This window comes from Microbacterium sp. (genome assembly GCF_047606385.1).
Classification (GTDB): Bacteria; Actinomycetota; Actinomycetes; order Actinomycetales; family Microbacteriaceae; genus Microbacterium.
In genome coordinates this window covers 23,374-39,000 of the sequence record NZ_JASGEL010000104.1, presented here as the reverse complement: position 1 = coordinate 39,000, position 15,627 = coordinate 23,374, and the positions used below count along the sequence as shown (strand labels likewise).

16 protein-coding genes and 1 tRNA gene are annotated in these 15,627 nt (G+C 71.7%); 10 read left to right on the top strand and 7 right to left on the bottom strand.

The genetic code is table 11. The features are described 5' to 3' along the window. Nucleotides 1–152: 152 nt before the first annotated feature. From QM626_RS10430 to QM626_RS10420, 3 genes are read right to left on the bottom strand one after another with little or no spacing between them, the layout of a single operon-like run. A complete protein-coding gene (locus QM626_RS10430) occupies nucleotides 153–1,976 on the bottom strand; it encodes a carbohydrate-binding domain-containing protein (protein ID WP_415076710.1) in 1,824 nt (607 codons plus the stop codon). A gap of 24 nt (nucleotides 1,977–2,000) precedes the next feature. Further along, complete coding sequence (locus QM626_RS10425) at nucleotides 2,001–2,810, bottom strand: polyphosphate polymerase domain-containing protein (protein WP_415076708.1); 810 nt, start codon at nucleotides 2,808–2,810, stop codon at nucleotides 2,001–2,003. Beyond that, complete coding sequence (locus QM626_RS10420) at nucleotides 2,807–3,406, bottom strand: DUF4956 domain-containing protein (RefSeq protein ID WP_415076706.1); 600 nt, start codon at nucleotides 3,404–3,406, stop codon at nucleotides 2,807–2,809. Before QM626_RS10420 ends, QM626_RS10425 begins: the two co-directional genes overlap by 4 nt. Before the next feature lie 218 nt (nucleotides 3,407–3,624). Here QM626_RS10420 and QM626_RS10415 point away from each other — a divergent pair, with 218 nt between their 5' ends. Both QM626_RS10415 and QM626_RS10410 read left to right on the top strand, forming a co-directional pair. After that, nucleotides 3,625–4,206, top strand: coding sequence for an asparagine synthase (locus QM626_RS10415; RefSeq protein WP_415076704.1), 582 nt, complete (start codon nucleotides 3,625–3,627; stop codon nucleotides 4,204–4,206). 74 nt (nucleotides 4,207–4,280) lie between these two features. Next, a tRNA-Arg gene (locus tag QM626_RS10410) sits at nucleotides 4,281–4,353 on the top strand. 461 nt (nucleotides 4,354–4,814) lie between these two features. On the opposite strand, the gene QM626_RS10405 is transcribed toward QM626_RS10410, so the two are convergent. Beyond that, entirely contained in the window at nucleotides 4,815–4,952 is a 138-nt protein-coding gene (locus QM626_RS10405; protein WP_415076702.1) for a hypothetical protein, read from the bottom strand. 148 nt (nucleotides 4,953–5,100) lie between these two features. Between QM626_RS10405 and QM626_RS10400 the strand changes: the two genes are divergently transcribed. The 4 genes from QM626_RS10400 to QM626_RS10385 all read left to right on the top strand — a co-directional run bounded on the left by QM626_RS10400 (nucleotide 5,101) and on the right by QM626_RS10385 (nucleotide 7,949). Continuing rightward, nucleotides 5,101–5,712, top strand: coding sequence for a TetR family transcriptional regulator (locus tag QM626_RS10400; RefSeq protein WP_415076700.1), 612 nt, complete (start codon nucleotides 5,101–5,103; stop codon nucleotides 5,710–5,712). A gap of 42 nt (nucleotides 5,713–5,754) precedes the next feature. After that, a complete protein-coding gene (locus QM626_RS10395; protein ID WP_415076712.1) occupies nucleotides 5,755–6,495 on the top strand; it encodes an ABC transporter ATP-binding protein in 741 nt (246 codons plus the stop codon). Next, nucleotides 6,492–7,226: an ABC transporter permease gene (locus tag QM626_RS10390; protein ID WP_415076698.1), complete on the top strand. Its 735-nt coding sequence runs from the start codon at nucleotides 6,492–6,494 to the stop codon at nucleotides 7,224–7,226. Before QM626_RS10395 ends, QM626_RS10390 begins: the two co-directional genes overlap by 4 nt. Nucleotides 7,227–7,325: 99 nt before the next feature. Continuing rightward, nucleotides 7,326–7,949, top strand: a complete 624-nt coding sequence (locus QM626_RS10385; protein WP_415076696.1) for a flavodoxin family protein — start codon at nucleotides 7,326–7,328, stop codon at nucleotides 7,947–7,949. Between the two features lie 9 nt (nucleotides 7,950–7,958). On the opposite strand, the gene QM626_RS10380 is transcribed toward QM626_RS10385, so the two are convergent. Beyond that, entirely contained in the window at nucleotides 7,959–8,390 is a 432-nt protein-coding gene (locus tag QM626_RS10380; protein ID WP_415076694.1) for a MarR family winged helix-turn-helix transcriptional regulator, read from the bottom strand. Nucleotides 8,391–8,428: 38 nt separating this feature from the next. Here QM626_RS10380 and QM626_RS10375 point away from each other — a divergent pair, with 38 nt between their 5' ends. Continuing rightward, nucleotides 8,429–10,201 carry a DUF2207 domain-containing protein gene (locus QM626_RS10375; protein ID WP_415076692.1) on the top strand — a complete coding sequence of 591 codons (1,773 nt, stop codon included), beginning with the start codon at nucleotides 8,429–8,431 and terminating at the stop codon, nucleotides 10,199–10,201. Between the two features lie 22 nt (nucleotides 10,202–10,223). Beyond that, nucleotides 10,224–11,507: an MFS transporter gene (locus QM626_RS10370; RefSeq protein ID WP_415076690.1), complete on the top strand. Its 1,284-nt coding sequence runs from the start codon at nucleotides 10,224–10,226 to the stop codon at nucleotides 11,505–11,507. 203 nt (nucleotides 11,508–11,710) lie between these two features. Here QM626_RS10370 and QM626_RS10365 read toward each other — a convergent pair whose 3' ends face one another. After that, a complete protein-coding gene (locus QM626_RS10365) occupies nucleotides 11,711–12,259 on the bottom strand; it encodes a hypothetical protein (protein ID WP_415076688.1) in 549 nt (182 codons plus the stop codon). Between the two features lie 68 nt (nucleotides 12,260–12,327). Further along, nucleotides 12,328–12,945 (bottom strand): TetR/AcrR family transcriptional regulator, encoded by a 618-nt coding sequence (locus QM626_RS10360; RefSeq protein WP_415076686.1) that lies wholly within the window; start codon nucleotides 12,943–12,945, stop codon nucleotides 12,328–12,330. Between the two features lie 69 nt (nucleotides 12,946–13,014). Between QM626_RS10360 and QM626_RS10355 the strand changes: the two genes are divergently transcribed. Continuing rightward, nucleotides 13,015–14,478 (top strand): DHA2 family efflux MFS transporter permease subunit, encoded by a 1,464-nt coding sequence (locus tag QM626_RS10355; protein WP_415076684.1) that lies wholly within the window; start codon nucleotides 13,015–13,017, stop codon nucleotides 14,476–14,478. Between the two features lie 83 nt (nucleotides 14,479–14,561). Next, nucleotides 14,562–15,611, top strand: coding sequence for a cell division protein ZapE (gene zapE / locus QM626_RS10350; protein WP_415076682.1), 1,050 nt, complete (start codon nucleotides 14,562–14,564; stop codon nucleotides 15,609–15,611). The last annotated feature ends 16 nt before the right edge of the window (nucleotides 15,612–15,627 follow it).

Below are 15,627 nucleotides of genomic sequence, written 5' to 3'. Positions count from 1 at the left end.
CCCAGGCATACATGCGACGACGCACCGAACAGGGCCTCTCCAAGAAGGAGATCATCCGCTGCCTCAAGCGACTCATCGCCCGCGAGATCTACTACGTCATCACCACTTGACATCCATAGGAGCATCCTGCGGCGTCCGCCGGGCGCCGCAGGTCAGCGCCGGCCGCCGCCTCCCTGCCCGCCTCCTCCCATGCCGCCGCCCATCTCGCTCGAGGTCTGCTCGCCGGCCACGGCGGTGGCGACCGTGGTCGACCCGGTGGTGCCGGGCTCCGCGAGGGTGCCGAGGATCGTCGTGCCCGTCGACCCTCCGGAGACCAGCGAGTAGGTCGTGCCGTTGCTGAGCGCGCTCGAGGAGTAGACGACGTTCGAGACCGTCTTGGTGGTGGTGAACGACGCGATGGCGGTGCCGGACGAGTCCACGATCGTCAGGGTCGTGCCGGCCGCGATCGACGAGGAGACCGTGAACTCCACCGAGGCCTGCGCCGAGTCCGCCGACGGCGCGGTCGCCATGCCGGAGGAGCCGATCGCCAGCAGCGTCCCGCCGCTGATCGTGGTGCCCTCGTCGGTGTCGAGCGCCGCGTTGTCGTTCGCGGTCGGCCCGTAGACCACGACCGTGCCGCCGGACATCTCGAACGTGCCGCTGTTGACGTCGAGACCGTCGCCGCTGGCGTCGACGATCACGGTCCCCCCGGTGACGGTCAGCGTCTGCGAGGCCGTGCCGGTATCCGGCTGGGACACGTTGATGCCGTCGTCCGAGGTCGTGACCTGGGTCTCGCCGCCCTCGATCAGGATGCCGCCGGACTCGAGGCCCTCGTACGCCTTCGTGACCGTCACGGTGCCCGAGGACACGACGAGCTGCAGGTCGGCGTGCACGCCGTCGTCGCCGGTCGAGAGCGTGATCGTCGCACCGTCCAAGTGCGCGTAGGCGTTCGTGTTCACGGCGTCGTCGGACGAGTCGATGTCGATCGTCCCGCCCTCGAGCACCGCGATGACCCCCGCCGAGATGCCCTTCGCGGATGCCGTGCTCGACGCGCTCGCCGCTCCGCCGCCGGCGGTGATCTCGATCGTGCCGCCGGTGACGACGGCGTCCGTGTACGCCTCGATGCCCTCGTCGCCGCTGGTGACGGTGATCGTGCCGCCGGCGATGTCGATGTAGCCGCGCTCGGCGTCCTCCTCGTTGTCGCTCTTCAGGCCGTCGCCGCCGCTTCGGACGGTGATGTCGCCGTCGCGGATGATCAGGTAGTCCTTGCCGCGGATGCCGTCGTCGACCGCATCGACGGTGATCGTGCCGGACTGGATGACCAGGCCGTCGGTCGAGGCGATGCCGTCGTTCCCGTTGCCGGTCACGGTGAGCGCGCCGGTGCCGGTGATCGTGAGGTCCGCGGAGCTGTACAGCGCCGCGTTCGCCGTCGCGTCGTCCGCATAGCTGGAGGCGTCGCTGAGCGAGTTGGTCGTGCCGTCGGCGAGGATGACGACGGCCTCGTCCGCCGCCTGCACGTCGATCGCGGCGCCCGCGTCCGTGTCGATCGAGACCCCGTCGAGCACGAGCGTGACCTGCCCGTCACCGGAGCTGTCGACGACGACCTGGCCGGTGTAGTCGCCGCTGAGCACATAGGTGCCGGCGGCGGTGATCGTCACCGTGCCGTCGGCGATGGTCACGCCCGAGGCCTGAGAGGAGGTCGCCGAGGAGCCGTCGAGCGCGATCGTCACCGCATCGGCGCTCGACCAGTCGCTGTCGTCGTCGGAGTCGTGCGCCTCCTGGTCGCCCGCCAGCACGGTCGCCGCCGTCGCGGTGCCGTCCAGGTCGCTCGTCACCTGCGCCGCGGTATCGCTCTCCTCCTGCGTGCTGGAGGACACCGCCGTCGTCGCCGCGCACCCCGCGAGGACGAGTGCGACGGCCAGGGGAGCGGCGACGAGCCAGCCGCGGCGCGCGCGGCGCCGGTCTTCGGGGTCGTCGGGTGTCCGTCGAGCGAGCATGGTGTACCTCTTTCTGGGGTCCTGTCAGCTCGTGGCCGACCGGAGGGGCGCCGCGGTGGCGTTCGCCGCCGCGAAGTAGCGGTCGAGCACCCGGTGCCACTTGTTGTGCGGCAGCTCGGGGCGGATCGAGGCGAGGCCCGTGCCGTACTTCGACAGGGTGGTGGGGCGGTGTCCGGCGCGCCACAGCAGGCGGTCGACGGTGCCCGGCCGCTGGCCCGTCTTGGTCTCGACGATCGCGGTGTCCGGCAGGGTGAAGCCGCCGCGTGTCAGGTCGTTCCAGGACAGGTCCACGTCGATCGTGGCGCGGGAGGTGCTGCCATCGGCCTCGGGGATCATGAGCGTGATCCGCCGGTAACCCGTCTCGAGGATCGGGTCGAGATCGCGGGCCAGGATCTCGGCGCGCGGGATGCCGGCGTCCGACAGGAGCGCGGTGGCATACAGGACGCCGTCCTCGTCGAGGCTGGCCCCCTCGACCGGGACCCGGTCCTTGACGGTGGCGCTGCGCCCGCCGCGGGTCTTGACCTCGAGGAAAGAGCCGCCCGAGTCGAGGTAGGTGCGGGCGCGCACCTTGAACCGACGGCGGCGTCCGCGCGCAGCGCCGAGATAGCTGTCCAGCCCGGGGGTGTCGAAATAGAGGGAGGCGTAGCGCAGCGCGCGTTCCCCGTCGATCTCCAGCACGCGGGCGCGGGTGCCGGCCAGCCCGGCCAGCACCCGCGGGAGCCGGTCGACCGCGAGGATGTACTTGCGGTCGACGCGGACCTGCAGCTCGGCCTGGGCGTTGAGCTCGTCGAGGCCGATCGGGGCGAGGACGTGGAGCGGGGCGAGGGCGTTCATCGCGGGGCCCGGGTCCGCAGCTCGACCTGGGCGGTGCGTGGCGCGGGCACGGTGCGATCCAGCGAGTACCGCACGTGAACCGTGGTGGTGTCCGAGACCAGGTCGAGATTCCGCACGAACGCCACGTGCACGCGGGCGCCCAGCATCCGTTCGATGTGTGCGCGCATCGCGGTCTCGTCGGTGTAGGCCCGGTCGAGCACGATGGTCTGCTCGCGGTAGCGCCGGAACAGGGCCGGCGTGTCGATGATGGCGAGGGTCGCGACCACCAGGGTGATGAGCGCGGCGCTCAGCCAGGTGATGCCGCTGGCCAGACCCGAGATGAGGCCGATCGCGAGGGAGGCGAAGTAGTAGGCGATCTCGCTCTGCTCGATCTCGCTCGAGCGCAATCGGATGATCGAGAGCACCCCGAACAGGCCCAGACCCAGCCCCGCCCCGATCGTGCTCGTGCCCAGGACCATCGACACGGCGAGCACGCCGACGTTGATGCCGACGAAGGCGACGGCGAGGTCGCGACGCCGATTTCGGGGGAAGTAGATCGCGAAGGCGAGGACGCCGATCGCGACGAGGTCGAAGGCGACGACGGCCAGCTGCTCCATGGATGCTCCTGTTCGGCGGTCGGCGAGTGTTCACCTGCCGTTTCCGGTACGGTCACCATTCAGCCTCCGAACGCTATGCGCGTGCTATGGCCATCGTCAGGTGAGGCTTCGAATCCCCCGAGACGGGGCGGGGACGGGCAGTAGAGTCGTCGGAAGGGGGTTGCGCGGTGGCAGCGAAGGACGACAGCGACGGGACGCGTGCGCGTACTCCGGCGCGCATGAAGCGTCCGAAGCTCGCCGACGTCGTCTCCGAGGGCGTCTACATCGCCGCCGCGGCGACCCGGCTCGCGTTGAAGAACCGCATCCTCGTCGACATCCTCGCCGCCGGTGAGGGGTTCGACGCGGACCGCTTCGTGCCGGATGCACGGGAGACGCTGCTGACCCTCGCCGCGGAGGCCGAGGAGGACGCCGAGCGCACCGAGCGCGAGCGCAGGCGTGCGCGTCGCCGCCACAGCGAGTCGGACGGCACGCACGACTACCGTGCCCGTGATGTGCGCAACCTGCGGCGCCGGCGGAAGCAGTCGGAGAAGGTCGCGGTCCAGCTGCGGGCGCGGGCGGAGGACGAGGACGAGCTGCGCGCCCTCGTCGAGGCGGCACGCGAGGCGGCGTGGGCCGAGGTGGCCGGCAACATCGACAGCACGCTGCGCATCGAGGCGGCGCGCCCCGATCTCGAGCCCGACTACGACCAGATGCGCGAGGCGAGGATGCAGAGCGTCATGCTGGTCGACCTCGCTCGGCTCGCCGCCCATCAGCGTCGGGTGAGCCGCGACGCGGACGACGAGGAGGCGGTGGACGCCTGATCCGATTCGCGGGCGCGGCCTCGGGTGGGGTAGTCTCTCCTGGTGCCCGCGCGCCGGACGGCAGGTGAGCATGGGCGCCACTAGCTCAATGGATAGAGCATCTGACTACGGATCAGAAGGTTGGGGGTTCGAGTCCCTCGTGGCGCACACTGTGTTGAGACAGTGACAGAACGCCCTCGGTTCCTCGGAACGCGGGGGCGTTCTGCTGTCAGGGCGACCTCTCCCGCAGTCTCCGCGTGTCATAACTCCTCCTGAAGCGGGCGGCGGCCGGCGTAGCGCGCGAGATTGCGCGGATGCGGCCCGTCTCCCCGGCGCTCAGGAGGAGTTATGACACGGCCGGGCGCGTGCGCGACCGCTACGCGCGGTCGGCTGGAGAGATTGGCATACCAAGAGCCGCCGCGCACCGCCTTCACCGTCGTGCCCGCTTCGGCGCCGTTCGTCGAGACGATGTCGCTCGAGGTCCACCCGTAGGCGTTGCCGGCGAGGTCGAGGTGCCCGTGGGGCCGGCGCCGTCCTTGTGCGCCGTGATGGCTGTGGTGTACCCGCCGTCCGCGGTGAGCTCGGCGTAGGTCCGTGTAGCGGAACCCGGTCTTCGTCTCGTGGTCGATTCAGCCGGTGACGTTGCCAGCGGAGGACATGGACAGGATGGAGGCGAGCACCGCCTGCTGGCCCGCCGCGTCGGCGCCGAAGCTCGCGGACTCCGCATTGGTTGCGAGCGTCTTCGCCAGCAGGAAGGCGGATGCCACTGCCGCCTGGCCCTGTCCGGCGCCGCCTCGTCGGCCGAGCACCGATCGGTCGCGCCGCGCTGCCCGCGGCGTGGCGCGGATCCGGGCCGCCGCAGCGGGAGTCCAGGCGGACGTGATCGGGTGGGAGCGCCGCGCCTATGCTGAGCGCGTGCCGGACTTCGTCGTGCCCACTCCCAAACGGCGCCGCGGGCGTCCCCGAGGGGGCGCCCCGGACGCGCGCGAGCGGATCCTCGGGGCCGCCGTCGACGAGTTCGCGGAGCATGGCTACGACGCCGCCACGATCCGTGGGATCGCGGCGCGCGCGGGCGTCGACAGTGCGCTGGTGCACCACTACTTCGGCACCAAGGCGGATCTGTTCGCCGACGTGATCGACGCGCCGATGCGCCCCGATCTGATGCTGCCGAGTCTGCTCGCCGGAGACCGGGACCGCATCGGGGAGCGGATCGTCCGCTACGTGCTCGAGACGTTCGAGCGACCCGAGGTGCAGCGGCGCGGGGTGCTCGTGCTGCGCGCCGCGATCGGCAACAAGCTCACGACCCCCCTGCTCGCGGGCTTCCTCTCGCGTGAGCTGCTCACCCGTGTCGCGGCGGCGGCCGGCGACGCCGAGGACGCGGAGCTGCGCGCGACCCTGGTCGGCTCCCAGATCGTCGGGATGCTGATGGCGCGCTACGTACTGAAGCTGCCGGCGCTCGCGGCGGCGCCGGTCGACGAGCTCGTGGCCCGGATCGGCCCGACCGTGCAGCGCTACCTGCTCGGCTGACGGTTGACGCGGCCGTCGGCCCCACCCATAATTCATGATGTGATGAATAAATCGGATGCCGCGGTCTCGGTGCGCGGGCTGCGCGTGCGCCGCGGGCGCAGCACTGTGTTCGACGGGCTCGACCTCGCGCTTCCGGCCGGACGCATCACGGGCCTGCTCGGGCCCTCCGGCGGGGGCAAGACCACCCTCATGCGCGCGATCGTCGGAGTGCAGCGGCTCGCGAGCGGCGAGGTCACGGTGCTGGGCGAGCCGGCCGGATCGCGACGGCTGCGGCGAAGGGTCGCCTACGCGACGCAGTCGGCGTCGGTGTACGACGATCTCAGCGTGCGCGAGAACCTGCGTTACTTCGCACGCGTCCTCGGCGTCGACCGGGCGCGCGCCGACGAGGTCACCGCCCGTGTGGGACTGACGGGCCAGGAGCGACAGCTCATCGGGTCGCTCTCCGGCGGACAGCGCGGCCGCGTGTCGCTGGCGACCGCGATGCTGGGCGAGCCGGAGGTGCTCGTGCTGGACGAGCCCACCGTCGGGCTCGACCCGGTGCTGCGCGAGAGCCTGTGGTCGCTGTTCCGCTCGCTCGCCGACGCCGGCGCCACCCTGCTGGTCTCCAGCCACGTGATGGACGAGGCCGTACGCTGCGACGAGGTGGTGCTCCTCCACGACGGGCGCGTGCTCGCCCAGACCACGCCGCGGGGTCTTCTCGAGCGCACCGCCGCCGCCGACCCCGACACCGCCTTCCTCCGCCTGGTCGAGGCGGCGGACACGCGCGAGGGGAGCGCCCGATGACCCCAGTCCGCACGTTCGCCACGGCCGGCCGGGTGCTGCGTCAGCTGGGCCACGACCCGCGCTCGATCGCCCTCATGCTCGTCGCGCCGAGCCTGCTGGTGGGCCTGTTCGCGTGGCTGTTCAGCGATCAGGACGGCGTGTTCGACAGCTTCGGTGCGCCGATCCTCGCGCTGTTCCCCTTCGTCGTGATGTTCCTGGTCACCTCGATCACGACATTGCGCGAACGCCGGTCGGGCACGCTCGAGCGTCTGCTGTCGACCCCGCTCGGCAAGGGCGACTTCATCGTCGGCTACGCGCTCGCCTTCGGGCTCATGGCCGTGCTGCAGGCGGTGATCACGGTCTCGTTCGCGGTGTGGGTGTGCGGACTGGATGCCGACGGCCCGTTGTGGCAGCTCGGGCTGGTCGCCGTCGTCGACGGCCTGCTCGGCACCGCCCTGGGACTGCTGGCGAGCGCGTTCGCCCGCACCGAGTTCCAGGCCGTGCAGTTCATGCCGCTGCTGGTGTTCCCGCAGATCATCCTCGGCGGCGTGTTCATGCCGCGCGACCGGATGCCGGACGTGCTGGCGGCGATCTCGGACGTCCTCCCGCTGAGCTACGCGATCGACGCGATCGACGCGGTCATGGCGGGGGACGCCGCGTCCGACGTGTTCGGACCCCTCGCGGTCGTCGCCGGCTTCGCGATCGCGGCGCTCGTGGTCGCCGCGCTCACCCTGCGTCGCCGCACGCCGTAGGGCGCGACCGGCGCGCGTGCTCTGTCAAGCCCCCGCGATCCGCTGACCGGCGGCCTAGCGTCGAGTCCGTCACCGAATCGTCGACGGAGAGGACACGACGTGAGCCGGACACCGGGAACCCCGCTGCGCGCCATCGCGTTGAACTGCACCCTGAAGCCGTCGCCCGCCCCCTCGAGCACCGGCCTGCTGCTGGACCAGGTGCTCGCGGCGTTCGCCGCGCAGGGCGTCATCGGCGAGACGGTGCGCGTCGTCGATCACGATGTGCGGCCCGGGGTCGACGCCGACATGGGCGACGGCGACCAGTGGCCCCAGCTGCGCAGCCGCATCCTCGGCGCGGACATCGTGATCGTCGGCAGCCCGACGTGGATGGGGCACATGTCCAGCGTCGCGCAGCGGGTGCTGGAGCGATTGGACGCCGAGCTGTCCGAGACCGACGCGGAGGGGCGCCCCGTCCTCACCGGCAAGGTCGCGGCGACCGCGGTGGTCGGAAACGAGGACGGCGCGCACAAGATCACCGCCGACCTGTACCAGGCGCTGACCGACGTCGGGTTCTCGATCGCCGCGCAGGCGGGGACGTACTGGAACGGCGAGGCGATGCAGACGGTGGACTACAACGATCTCGACGACACGCCGGAGGCCGTCGCCCATGCCACGCAGACCTTCGCGCGCAACTCCGCCCATCTCGCGCGGCTGCTGCGCACGCAGCCGTACCCGGGCGCGTGAGCGCCGGGCTCAGCAGGACGGCCGCAGCTTCGCGGTGAGCGTGAGCAGCGTGCGCAGCTCGTCGTCGTCGAGGCGCGACATGCGGGCGGCGATGGAGCGGCCGTGCACCGCGGCGACGGTGCGGAACAGACGCGCTCCCTCCGCGGTCGCCGTCACCAGCGCACCGCGTCCGTCCTCGGGATCGGCGCACTTGGTCACCAGGCCCTGCGCGACCATCCGGTCGACGAGCCGGGACACGCTCGGCTGGCTGATGAGCAGGTTGGCGGTGACGTCGCGCAGCCGCGCGGTCATGCCGGGTGCGCGGGTGACCGTCAGCAGCACGTCGTACTCGCCCTGCGCGAGCGCCGTGCCCTCGAAGTCCGTGCTGATCTCGCCGAAGATCTCGTGCTGAGCGCGGAACAGGCTCTCCCAGGCGTCGATGGCGAGGCGGCGGTCGGTCATGCGTTCAGCGTACGCGCGCCCGCTCCTATGCTGAGCCTGTGCGCCCCCGGATCCGTGCCGTCCTCGTCGTGCTCGCCGTCGCGGCCGCGATCGCGCTGAGCGGGTGCGCGGCCGACGACGACACGGCATCCGCCGACGTCGACGACTTCTCCTTCCAGAGCCTCGACGTCGACTACACGCTCAGCCGCGCCGACGACGGCACGAGCCGGCTGCACGTGGTCGAGACCTTCGTCGCGGACTTCCCGGCGTACGACCAGAACCACGGGATGCGCCGCGCGATCCCCGACAGCTACAACGGCCACCCGCTGTTCCCGCGGCTGGAGTCGATCACGGATGCCGACGGCACCCCGCGCGAGTCCGAGACCGACACCGAAGACGGCGTGTTCACCATGACCTCCCGTGCCGACGACTACGTGCACGGTGCCCAGACCTACGTCTTCACCTACGACCTGCAGAACGTCACCTGGAGCTTCGCCGACACCGGGTCGGACGAGTTCTACTGGGACGTGAACGGGACCGACTGGCCGCAGGCCTTCGGGCGCGTGAGCACGACACTGCACCTGGACGCCGACCTCGCCGCCGCGCTCACCGGCGCGCAGTCCTGCTACGTGGGCGCGTACGGATCGACCGACGCCTGCACGATCGCCGGGGGCGCCGTGAGCGCGACCGCCGTCGACGTCGGGGCCTACCAGACGATGACGATCGCCGTCGGGTTCGCCGCGGGCACGTTCGCACCGTTCGACGACTCGTACCTCGCCAGCGGCTGGTCGTGGCTGCAGCTCGGCGGCATCGCCCTGGTGCTCGCCGGTCTCGCCTGGGGGATCGTGGTGCGGGTACGGCGGCTGCGCGACGATCCCGGCCGGCCCGTGGTCATCGCCGAATACGACCCGCCCGCGATCGACGCGGCATCCAGCGCCGTGTTCCTGGGCAAGAGCGCGAAGGCCGTCCCCGCCGAGGTGCTCGAGCAGGCGGTGCGCGGCAGCATCCGCATCGAGGAGGCCGGCCGCCGTGCGTTCGGCGGCGTGAAGCTGAAGGCCGTCCTCGTCGATGCCGGCGGCGCCGACGCGGACGGGCGGATGCTGCTGGACGGGCTGTTCGGCGCCGGCGCGGCGCCGGGCGCGCAGTTCGCCTTCGGCGGGACGAACAGCAGGCTCGCCTCCGCCGCCCGCCGGATCCTCGCCGCCGCGGGCGCCGATCTGAAGGCGCGCGGGCTCTACCGCCCGCTGCCGCGAGGCCTGCGCACGCTGCCGTCCCTGCTCGCCGTCGTCGGCGGCGTGATCGCGGTGTCCGCCGGGCTGCGCGCGGACGATGCGGGCGTCGACGCGCTCCTGCCGCTGCTCCTGCTGATCCTCTCGATCGCAGCCGGCATCGCCGGCGTCGTGGTCACGGCGCGCCGGCCGCTCTCGCGCGCCGGTGCCGAGCTGCGCGACCACCTGGCCGGCGTGAAGCTCTTCATCGACTGGGCCGAGGCGGACCGCATCCGGATGCTGCAGTCGCCCGCCGGTGCCGAACGCGTGCGGGTCGACACCTCCGACCGGGCGCAGATGCTGCGCATCTACGAGCCGCTGCTGCCCTACGCCGTCGTGTTCGGCCAGGAGCGGCAGTGGGCCGAGCACCTCACCGTGCTCTACGGTGAGGGCGCCTCGCCGAGCTGGTACGTCGGGGTCGCGGCGTTCGATGCGGCGTCGTTCTCGGCCGGCATCGGGTCGCTCTCGGCCAGCGCCGTGGCGTCGTCGAGCACTTCGGGGGGATCGGCGGGGGGCGGTTCGGCCGGGGGAGGCGGCGGCGGGGGCGGAGGCGGCGGGGTCTGACGCGCCGCGTAGAGTCGTATCGATGACCGACCATGCCGCCTCGACCGGGTCCCTCCCGGTCGTGCCGGCGACGGCGCGCGGTGCTTTGCCGTGGGTGATCTGGGTCGTCGGCACTCTCACCTACCTCGTCGCGATCCTCGGACGCAGCTCGCTGGCCGGCATCGGCACCGACACCGTGGTGCGCTTCTCCGCCGACTCGTCGACGCTGGCCCTGTTCGCCACCCTGCAGCTGGCCGTCTACGGCGGGATGCAGATCCCCGCCGGCCTCCTGCTCGACCGTTTCGGCGCGCGGCTCGTGCTGACGGCCGGGATGACCGTGATGGCGGCCGGGTCGGTGTGGCTCGCCTTCGCGCCGGATGCGGCGTCCGCCATCGGCGCCCGCGCGCTCACGGGGGCCGGGGACGCCATGGTGTTCCCGAGCGTGCTGCGCCTGCTGACGCTGTGGTTCCCGGCGGGGCGCGTGCCGCTGCTGCAGCAGATCACGGCGCAGGCCGGACAGCTCGGGCAGATCCTGAGCGTCGCGGTGCTGGCGGTCGGGGTGCGCGTGGTCTCCTGGGAGGCCGCGTTCTGCGCGCTGGCGGTCGTCTTCGTCGTCTTCGCGGTCGTCAACGGCGCGGTCGTGCGCGAACGCGGAGTCACGTTGCACCGCCGCGGCGCGTCCGCGGGACCGGGCCAGTTCGCGCTGCTGGGCGCGGCGATGCGCGAGCCCGGCACCCGGCTCGCCTTCTGGGTGCATTTCGTCACGCCGTTCGCGGGCACGACCGTGGCGCTGTTGTGGGGCGTGCCCTTCCTCATCCACGGCGAAGGTCTCGCGTCGGACGACGCGAGCCTGATGATCACCGTCTACGTGCTCGCCGGCGCGGTGTTCGCGCCGCTCATGGGGACGCTCTCGGGCTCGTACCCGCGACACCGCCCGGCCATCGCGGTCGTCTCGGTGCTCGCCCAGGCGGCGACGCTCGGCGGGATCCTGCTGTGGCCCGGCCCGGCACCGATCTGGCTGCTGATCGTGTGGATGGTGGCGCTGTCGAGCGGATCCGCGGCGTCCATGATCGCGTTCGACGTGGCCCGCCGCCACAACCCGGTGCAGCGCCTGTCCACGGCGACCGGCGTGGTCAACATGGGCGGCTTCATCGCCGCGCTGATCGCCATGTACGTGATCGGGCTCGTGCTCGACCTGCAGCACGCCGACCCGTCGTCGTACACGCTCGACGAGCTGCGGTGGGCGTTCGGCGCGATCGGGGTGCTGTGGCTCGTCGGGCTCGGAGGCATCGCGGCGGAATCCCGTCGTCTGCGCGTGCGGCGCTGATCGCTGTCCGGACAACGGTGAGGGCCGGTCGGAGAGGCGTCCGACCGGCCCTTGTCCCTTGCACCAAGAGTGTCCTGCAATCACATGCCGGTAGCTGCCACAGCAAAACAACTACCGTGCTCACACTCTATAACGGACAGGTAACGGAGGGGAAGAGTCTCCCGTTACCTTTTCGTGATTCTTAGGCGGCGCATAGGTGACGGTCAGGTGTCCGGCGTTCGAACGACGACCGCACCCACGCGGGCCGCCTCGGTCGTCGCCACGATCAGGAGAGCGAGGCCGGGGCCAGCGACGATGCCGGCGTCGAACTGGTCGCCGAGATACTCGATGCCATAGCGGGCCGCGAACGCGACGACCCACAGCGCAGCGCCCGCCCAACCCGTGCGGGCCTCCCGTGTCGGCATTCGAAGGACGCTGCCGCCCCTGCGATGGCGACGGCCGCGGCGTTCGAGGCGCTCCCGATTCCCGCTCGAGAGGGGTCGTGTCCTGGTGACCACGCCGGACAGTCCGCCGGCGACGATCGCCACGAGCAGGGCCGCGAAGAGGAGGAGCCAGTCGACGAGCTCCGCCGCGAAGAGGCCGACGCGTATGAGGTTGACGACGGCGAGCGCGCCGATGACGAGCGGCGCGCGCCATTCTCCCGTCTCCTTGACCGGCGTCCACCGCAGTTCTTGGTAGATCGAGTAGAGGACGTAAAGCACCGCCCCCAGCTCTTGCAGGCGTCCGGTCGCCTCCAGCAGTTCGAAGATCACCTGGCGTTCTCTTTCGCTCGCACCGAAGGCAACAATTTAACTTAGTTCGAGTGCGCGACGCAACGAGCTCAGCCGCCGGGACACGCCGGTCCCCGCAGCAGAGGCAGCCAGATGTCGTCGACGATCGCCGTGATCACCCCGTCGGCGACCGGACGCTGCGTCATGAGCATCTCGTGGCGCAGCAGGTCGAACGGCAGGCTGAGCACGCGTGCCGGGCGCGGCCGGTCCGGGATCTCCCCCCGCTCGACCGCCCGGGCCGCGATGACCTCCAGTGTCGGACGCATGTCCGCGGGCAGGATGCGCTCGCGCAGGTCGCTGAAGGTGGTCCCGGTCTCGCGGAAGTACTCCGCCAGGCGGACGCTGGCCAGGGCGACCATCCATGCGCGTGCCGCGTCGGCGCTGCGCAGGTAGCGGATCGTGTCCTCACGGATGCTCCCGGTGTCGGGCACCTCGACGGGCGACGTCTCGCGCGCCCAGACGATCGTCGCGATCAGCAGGTCCTCCCGACGCTGCCATCGCCGGTAGAGCACCGGGCGACTCGTCCCGGCGCGCGCGGCGATCGCCTCGTACGTGAAGCCTGCGTAGCCCTGCTCGGACAGCACGTCCCAGGCCGCGGCGAGGATCGCGTTCTCGAGCTCGGCGCCGCGTCGGCGGGTGGTCGGCGCCGTATCCGCTTTTAGATCCACTTGCGTATCTTATCGCGACGGCGTACGGTCGTGCCGGTTAGATACACGAACGTACCTTAGGAGCTCGCGATGGCGAAGCAACCCCTCGACCGCACCGCCCTGCGCACCGCCGTCGCGGTGATCGTGGGCGGTGTCACCGTCATCCTCGACTCGACGATCGTCAGCGTCGCGCTGCATCAGCTCGCGATCGACCTGAACGTCGGCATCGACGTCATCCAGTGGGTGTCGACCATCTATCTCCTGGCCCTCGGCGTCGCCATCCCGCTCGTGGGGTGGCTGCAGAGCCGGCTCGGCGCGAAGCGGCTGTGGGTCATCGCCCTCGCCCTGTTCCTGATGGGGTCGGTGCTGTGCGCCTGCGCGTGGGACGCGTCCAGCCTCATCGCGTTCCGTGCGATCCAGGGTCTGGGCGGCGGCGCGATGCTGCCGCTGATGATGACGATGGTCATGCAGTCGGCCCGTGGCGGGGATGCCGCCCGCATCATGTCCGTGGTGGCGCTGCCGGCCGCGGTCGGCCCCATCCTGGGGCCGGTCATCGGCGGCCTCATCCTCGGCGTGGGCGACTGGCGGTGGCTGTTCCTGGTCAACGTGCCGCTGTGCGTCGTGGGCCTGGTGCTCGCGTGGCTGCTGATCCCCGCCGACACGGCGGTCCGCCGCGCCCGCCTCGACATCGTCGGGCTCGTCCTGCTCTCGCCGGCTCTCGTCGCGCTGCTGTGGGGCCTGTCGAACGTGTCGGGCGACGGCGGCTTCGGCCACCCCGACGTGCTGGTGCCCATGATCGGCGGCGCGGTGCTGCTGGCGGGGTTCGTGCTGTGGGCCGTGCGGCGCGGACCGAAGGCCCTGGTCGACGTCGCCGTGCTGCGCTCCCGGCCGACCTGGTCGGCGACCGCGCTCATGTTCCTCTCCGGCGCCTCGCTGTACGGCGCGATGTTCCTGCTGCCGCTGTACTTCCAGCAGCTGCGCGGCACCGATGCGCTCGGCGCCGGCCTCCTGCTCATCCCGCAGGGCGTCGGGTCGCTCCTCAGCCGCACGGTCGCGATGCGTCTGATGAACCGGGTGGGCGCACGGGGGATCGCGGTGATCGGATTCCTGCTGGCGGTCGTCGGCTCGATCCCGTTCGTGGCCGCCGGCGCGGACACGCCGATGTGGCCGCTGCTGGCGGCGCTGTTCGTGCGCGGCCTCGGCATCGGCATGGTGATGATCCCGCTCATGACCGTCGCGTTCGTCGGCCTGGCGAAGGACGACGTGCCGCACACGAGCATCCTCACCCGCATCGCGCAGCAGATCGGCGGATCGGTCGGGGTCGCGCTGCTGGCCGTGGTGCTGGCGGCGACGGCGACGGCGACCGGCTCGGCGGCCACGGCGTTCGACACCGCGTTCTGGTGGACGGTCGGGCTCACCGTCGTCGCGCTCGGCCTCACCGTCGCGTTGCCGTCGCGGCGGCAGGTCGCCGAGGTCGCGGCCGGCGCGTCCCCCTCGCGCGAGTCCACGCCGCAGGCGCAGCAGGATGCCGAGACCGCCGCCGCCGAGGTCTGACGGGCACGGCCGCGCGAGTCTCGCGGGGACTGCCGGGGATTCCGCGGGGCGGCGGCGCAGGCTGCGTCTCGTAGGCTGGCGGAGTGGAACCCGATCCCGCGCCCGGCGGCGACGCGGCGTCCCACCCGCCGCCGGCCTCCCACCTGCTGTCGGTGGCGACCGGGCCGCGGTTCGCCCGCGGCATCCGCTCGGCCCGGCTCGAGCTCGATGTCGCGCAGCGTGCAGCCGTCGAGACGTTGTCGCGGCCCGTGCGCCACGGGTTCTACCTCTGGGGCGGGGTCGGACGTGGGAAGACGCTGCTCGCCGAGCGGTACGTCCAGGCGGCGCCGACCCGACGTGTTCGACGCTTCCACTTCCACTCCTTCTTCCGTGCGCTGCAGGGCGAGATATTCGAGGGCGGGGGAGTGCCCGGCGCCCTGGCGCGGATCATGGGGTCGGCGCGCGTCGTGCTGTTCGACGAGTTCCACGTGCACGACATCGCCGACGGGATCTACCTCACCACCGCGCTGCACTGGATGCGCGACCACGACGTGCTGCTGGTCGCGACCTCGAACTACGCCCCCGCCGAGCTGCTGCCCGATCCTGCCGCCCGCGACGGGGCCCGGCCGGCCACCGAGACGATCGAGACCTCCCTCGAGGTCGTCGGCCTGGGCGAGGGGCGGGACTATCGCCGGGAGCCGCCCGTCAGGCCGCTGCCGGCCAGATTCGTCGCGCCCCGCGCCCGAGGGTTCAGGGAGGGGAGCTGGACCGTCGGGCCGCCGAGCGGGGAGGAGGGCGCCACCGGGCTGGACGTGGACGGCATACCGCTGCGGGCGGTGTCGGCAGCGGGCGAGGAGATCGTCGTGGCGTTCGCCGAGCTGTGCGAGAGACCGACGTCGGCCGCGCAGTATCTGTGGCTCGCCGCATCCTTCCGGAGCGTGGTCGTGACCGCCATGCCGGACCCCGCCACACTCGGGCCCGAGGCCGCCGCCCGGTTCGCGAGCCTCGTCGATGTGCTGTTCGACCGGGGCACTGCGCTGCGCGTGATGGCCGCCGGTCGTCCGGAACGTCTGCTCGCAGCGTCTGATCCGCCACGGGACGCCGCCCGCACCATGAGTCGCCTGGTGACGATACCTGTCATCGAAGGGGGGTGAGAGAACGCGGCATGTA

Excerpts from the sequence above, each read along its gene's own strand:
- QM626_RS10430 (WP_415076710.1), bottom strand. The coding sequence starts at position 1,976 with ATGCTCGCTCGACGGACACCCGACGACCCCGAAGACCGGCGCCGCGCG.
- QM626_RS10425 (WP_415076708.1), bottom strand. The coding sequence starts at position 2,810 with ATGAACGCCCTCGCCCCGCTCCACGTCCTCGCCCCGATCGGCCTCGAC.
- QM626_RS10420 (WP_415076706.1), bottom strand. The coding sequence starts at position 3,406 with ATGGAGCAGCTGGCCGTCGTCGCCTTCGACCTCGTCGCGATCGGCGTC.
- QM626_RS10415 (WP_415076704.1), top strand. The coding sequence starts at position 3,625 with ATGAAGCGTCCGAAGCTCGCCGACGTCGTCTCCGAGGGCGTCTACATC.
- QM626_RS10395 (WP_415076712.1), top strand. The coding sequence starts at position 5,755 with ATGAATAAATCGGATGCCGCGGTCTCGGTGCGCGGGCTGCGCGTGCGC.
- QM626_RS10390 (WP_415076698.1), top strand. The coding sequence starts at position 6,492 with ATGACCCCAGTCCGCACGTTCGCCACGGCCGGCCGGGTGCTGCGTCAG.
- QM626_RS10380 (WP_415076694.1), bottom strand. The coding sequence starts at position 8,390 with ATGACCGACCGCCGCCTCGCCATCGACGCCTGGGAGAGCCTGTTCCGC.
- QM626_RS10370 (WP_415076690.1), top strand. The coding sequence starts at position 10,224 with ATGACCGACCATGCCGCCTCGACCGGGTCCCTCCCGGTCGTGCCGGCG.
- QM626_RS10355 (WP_415076684.1), top strand. The coding sequence starts at position 13,015 with ATGGCGAAGCAACCCCTCGACCGCACCGCCCTGCGCACCGCCGTCGCG.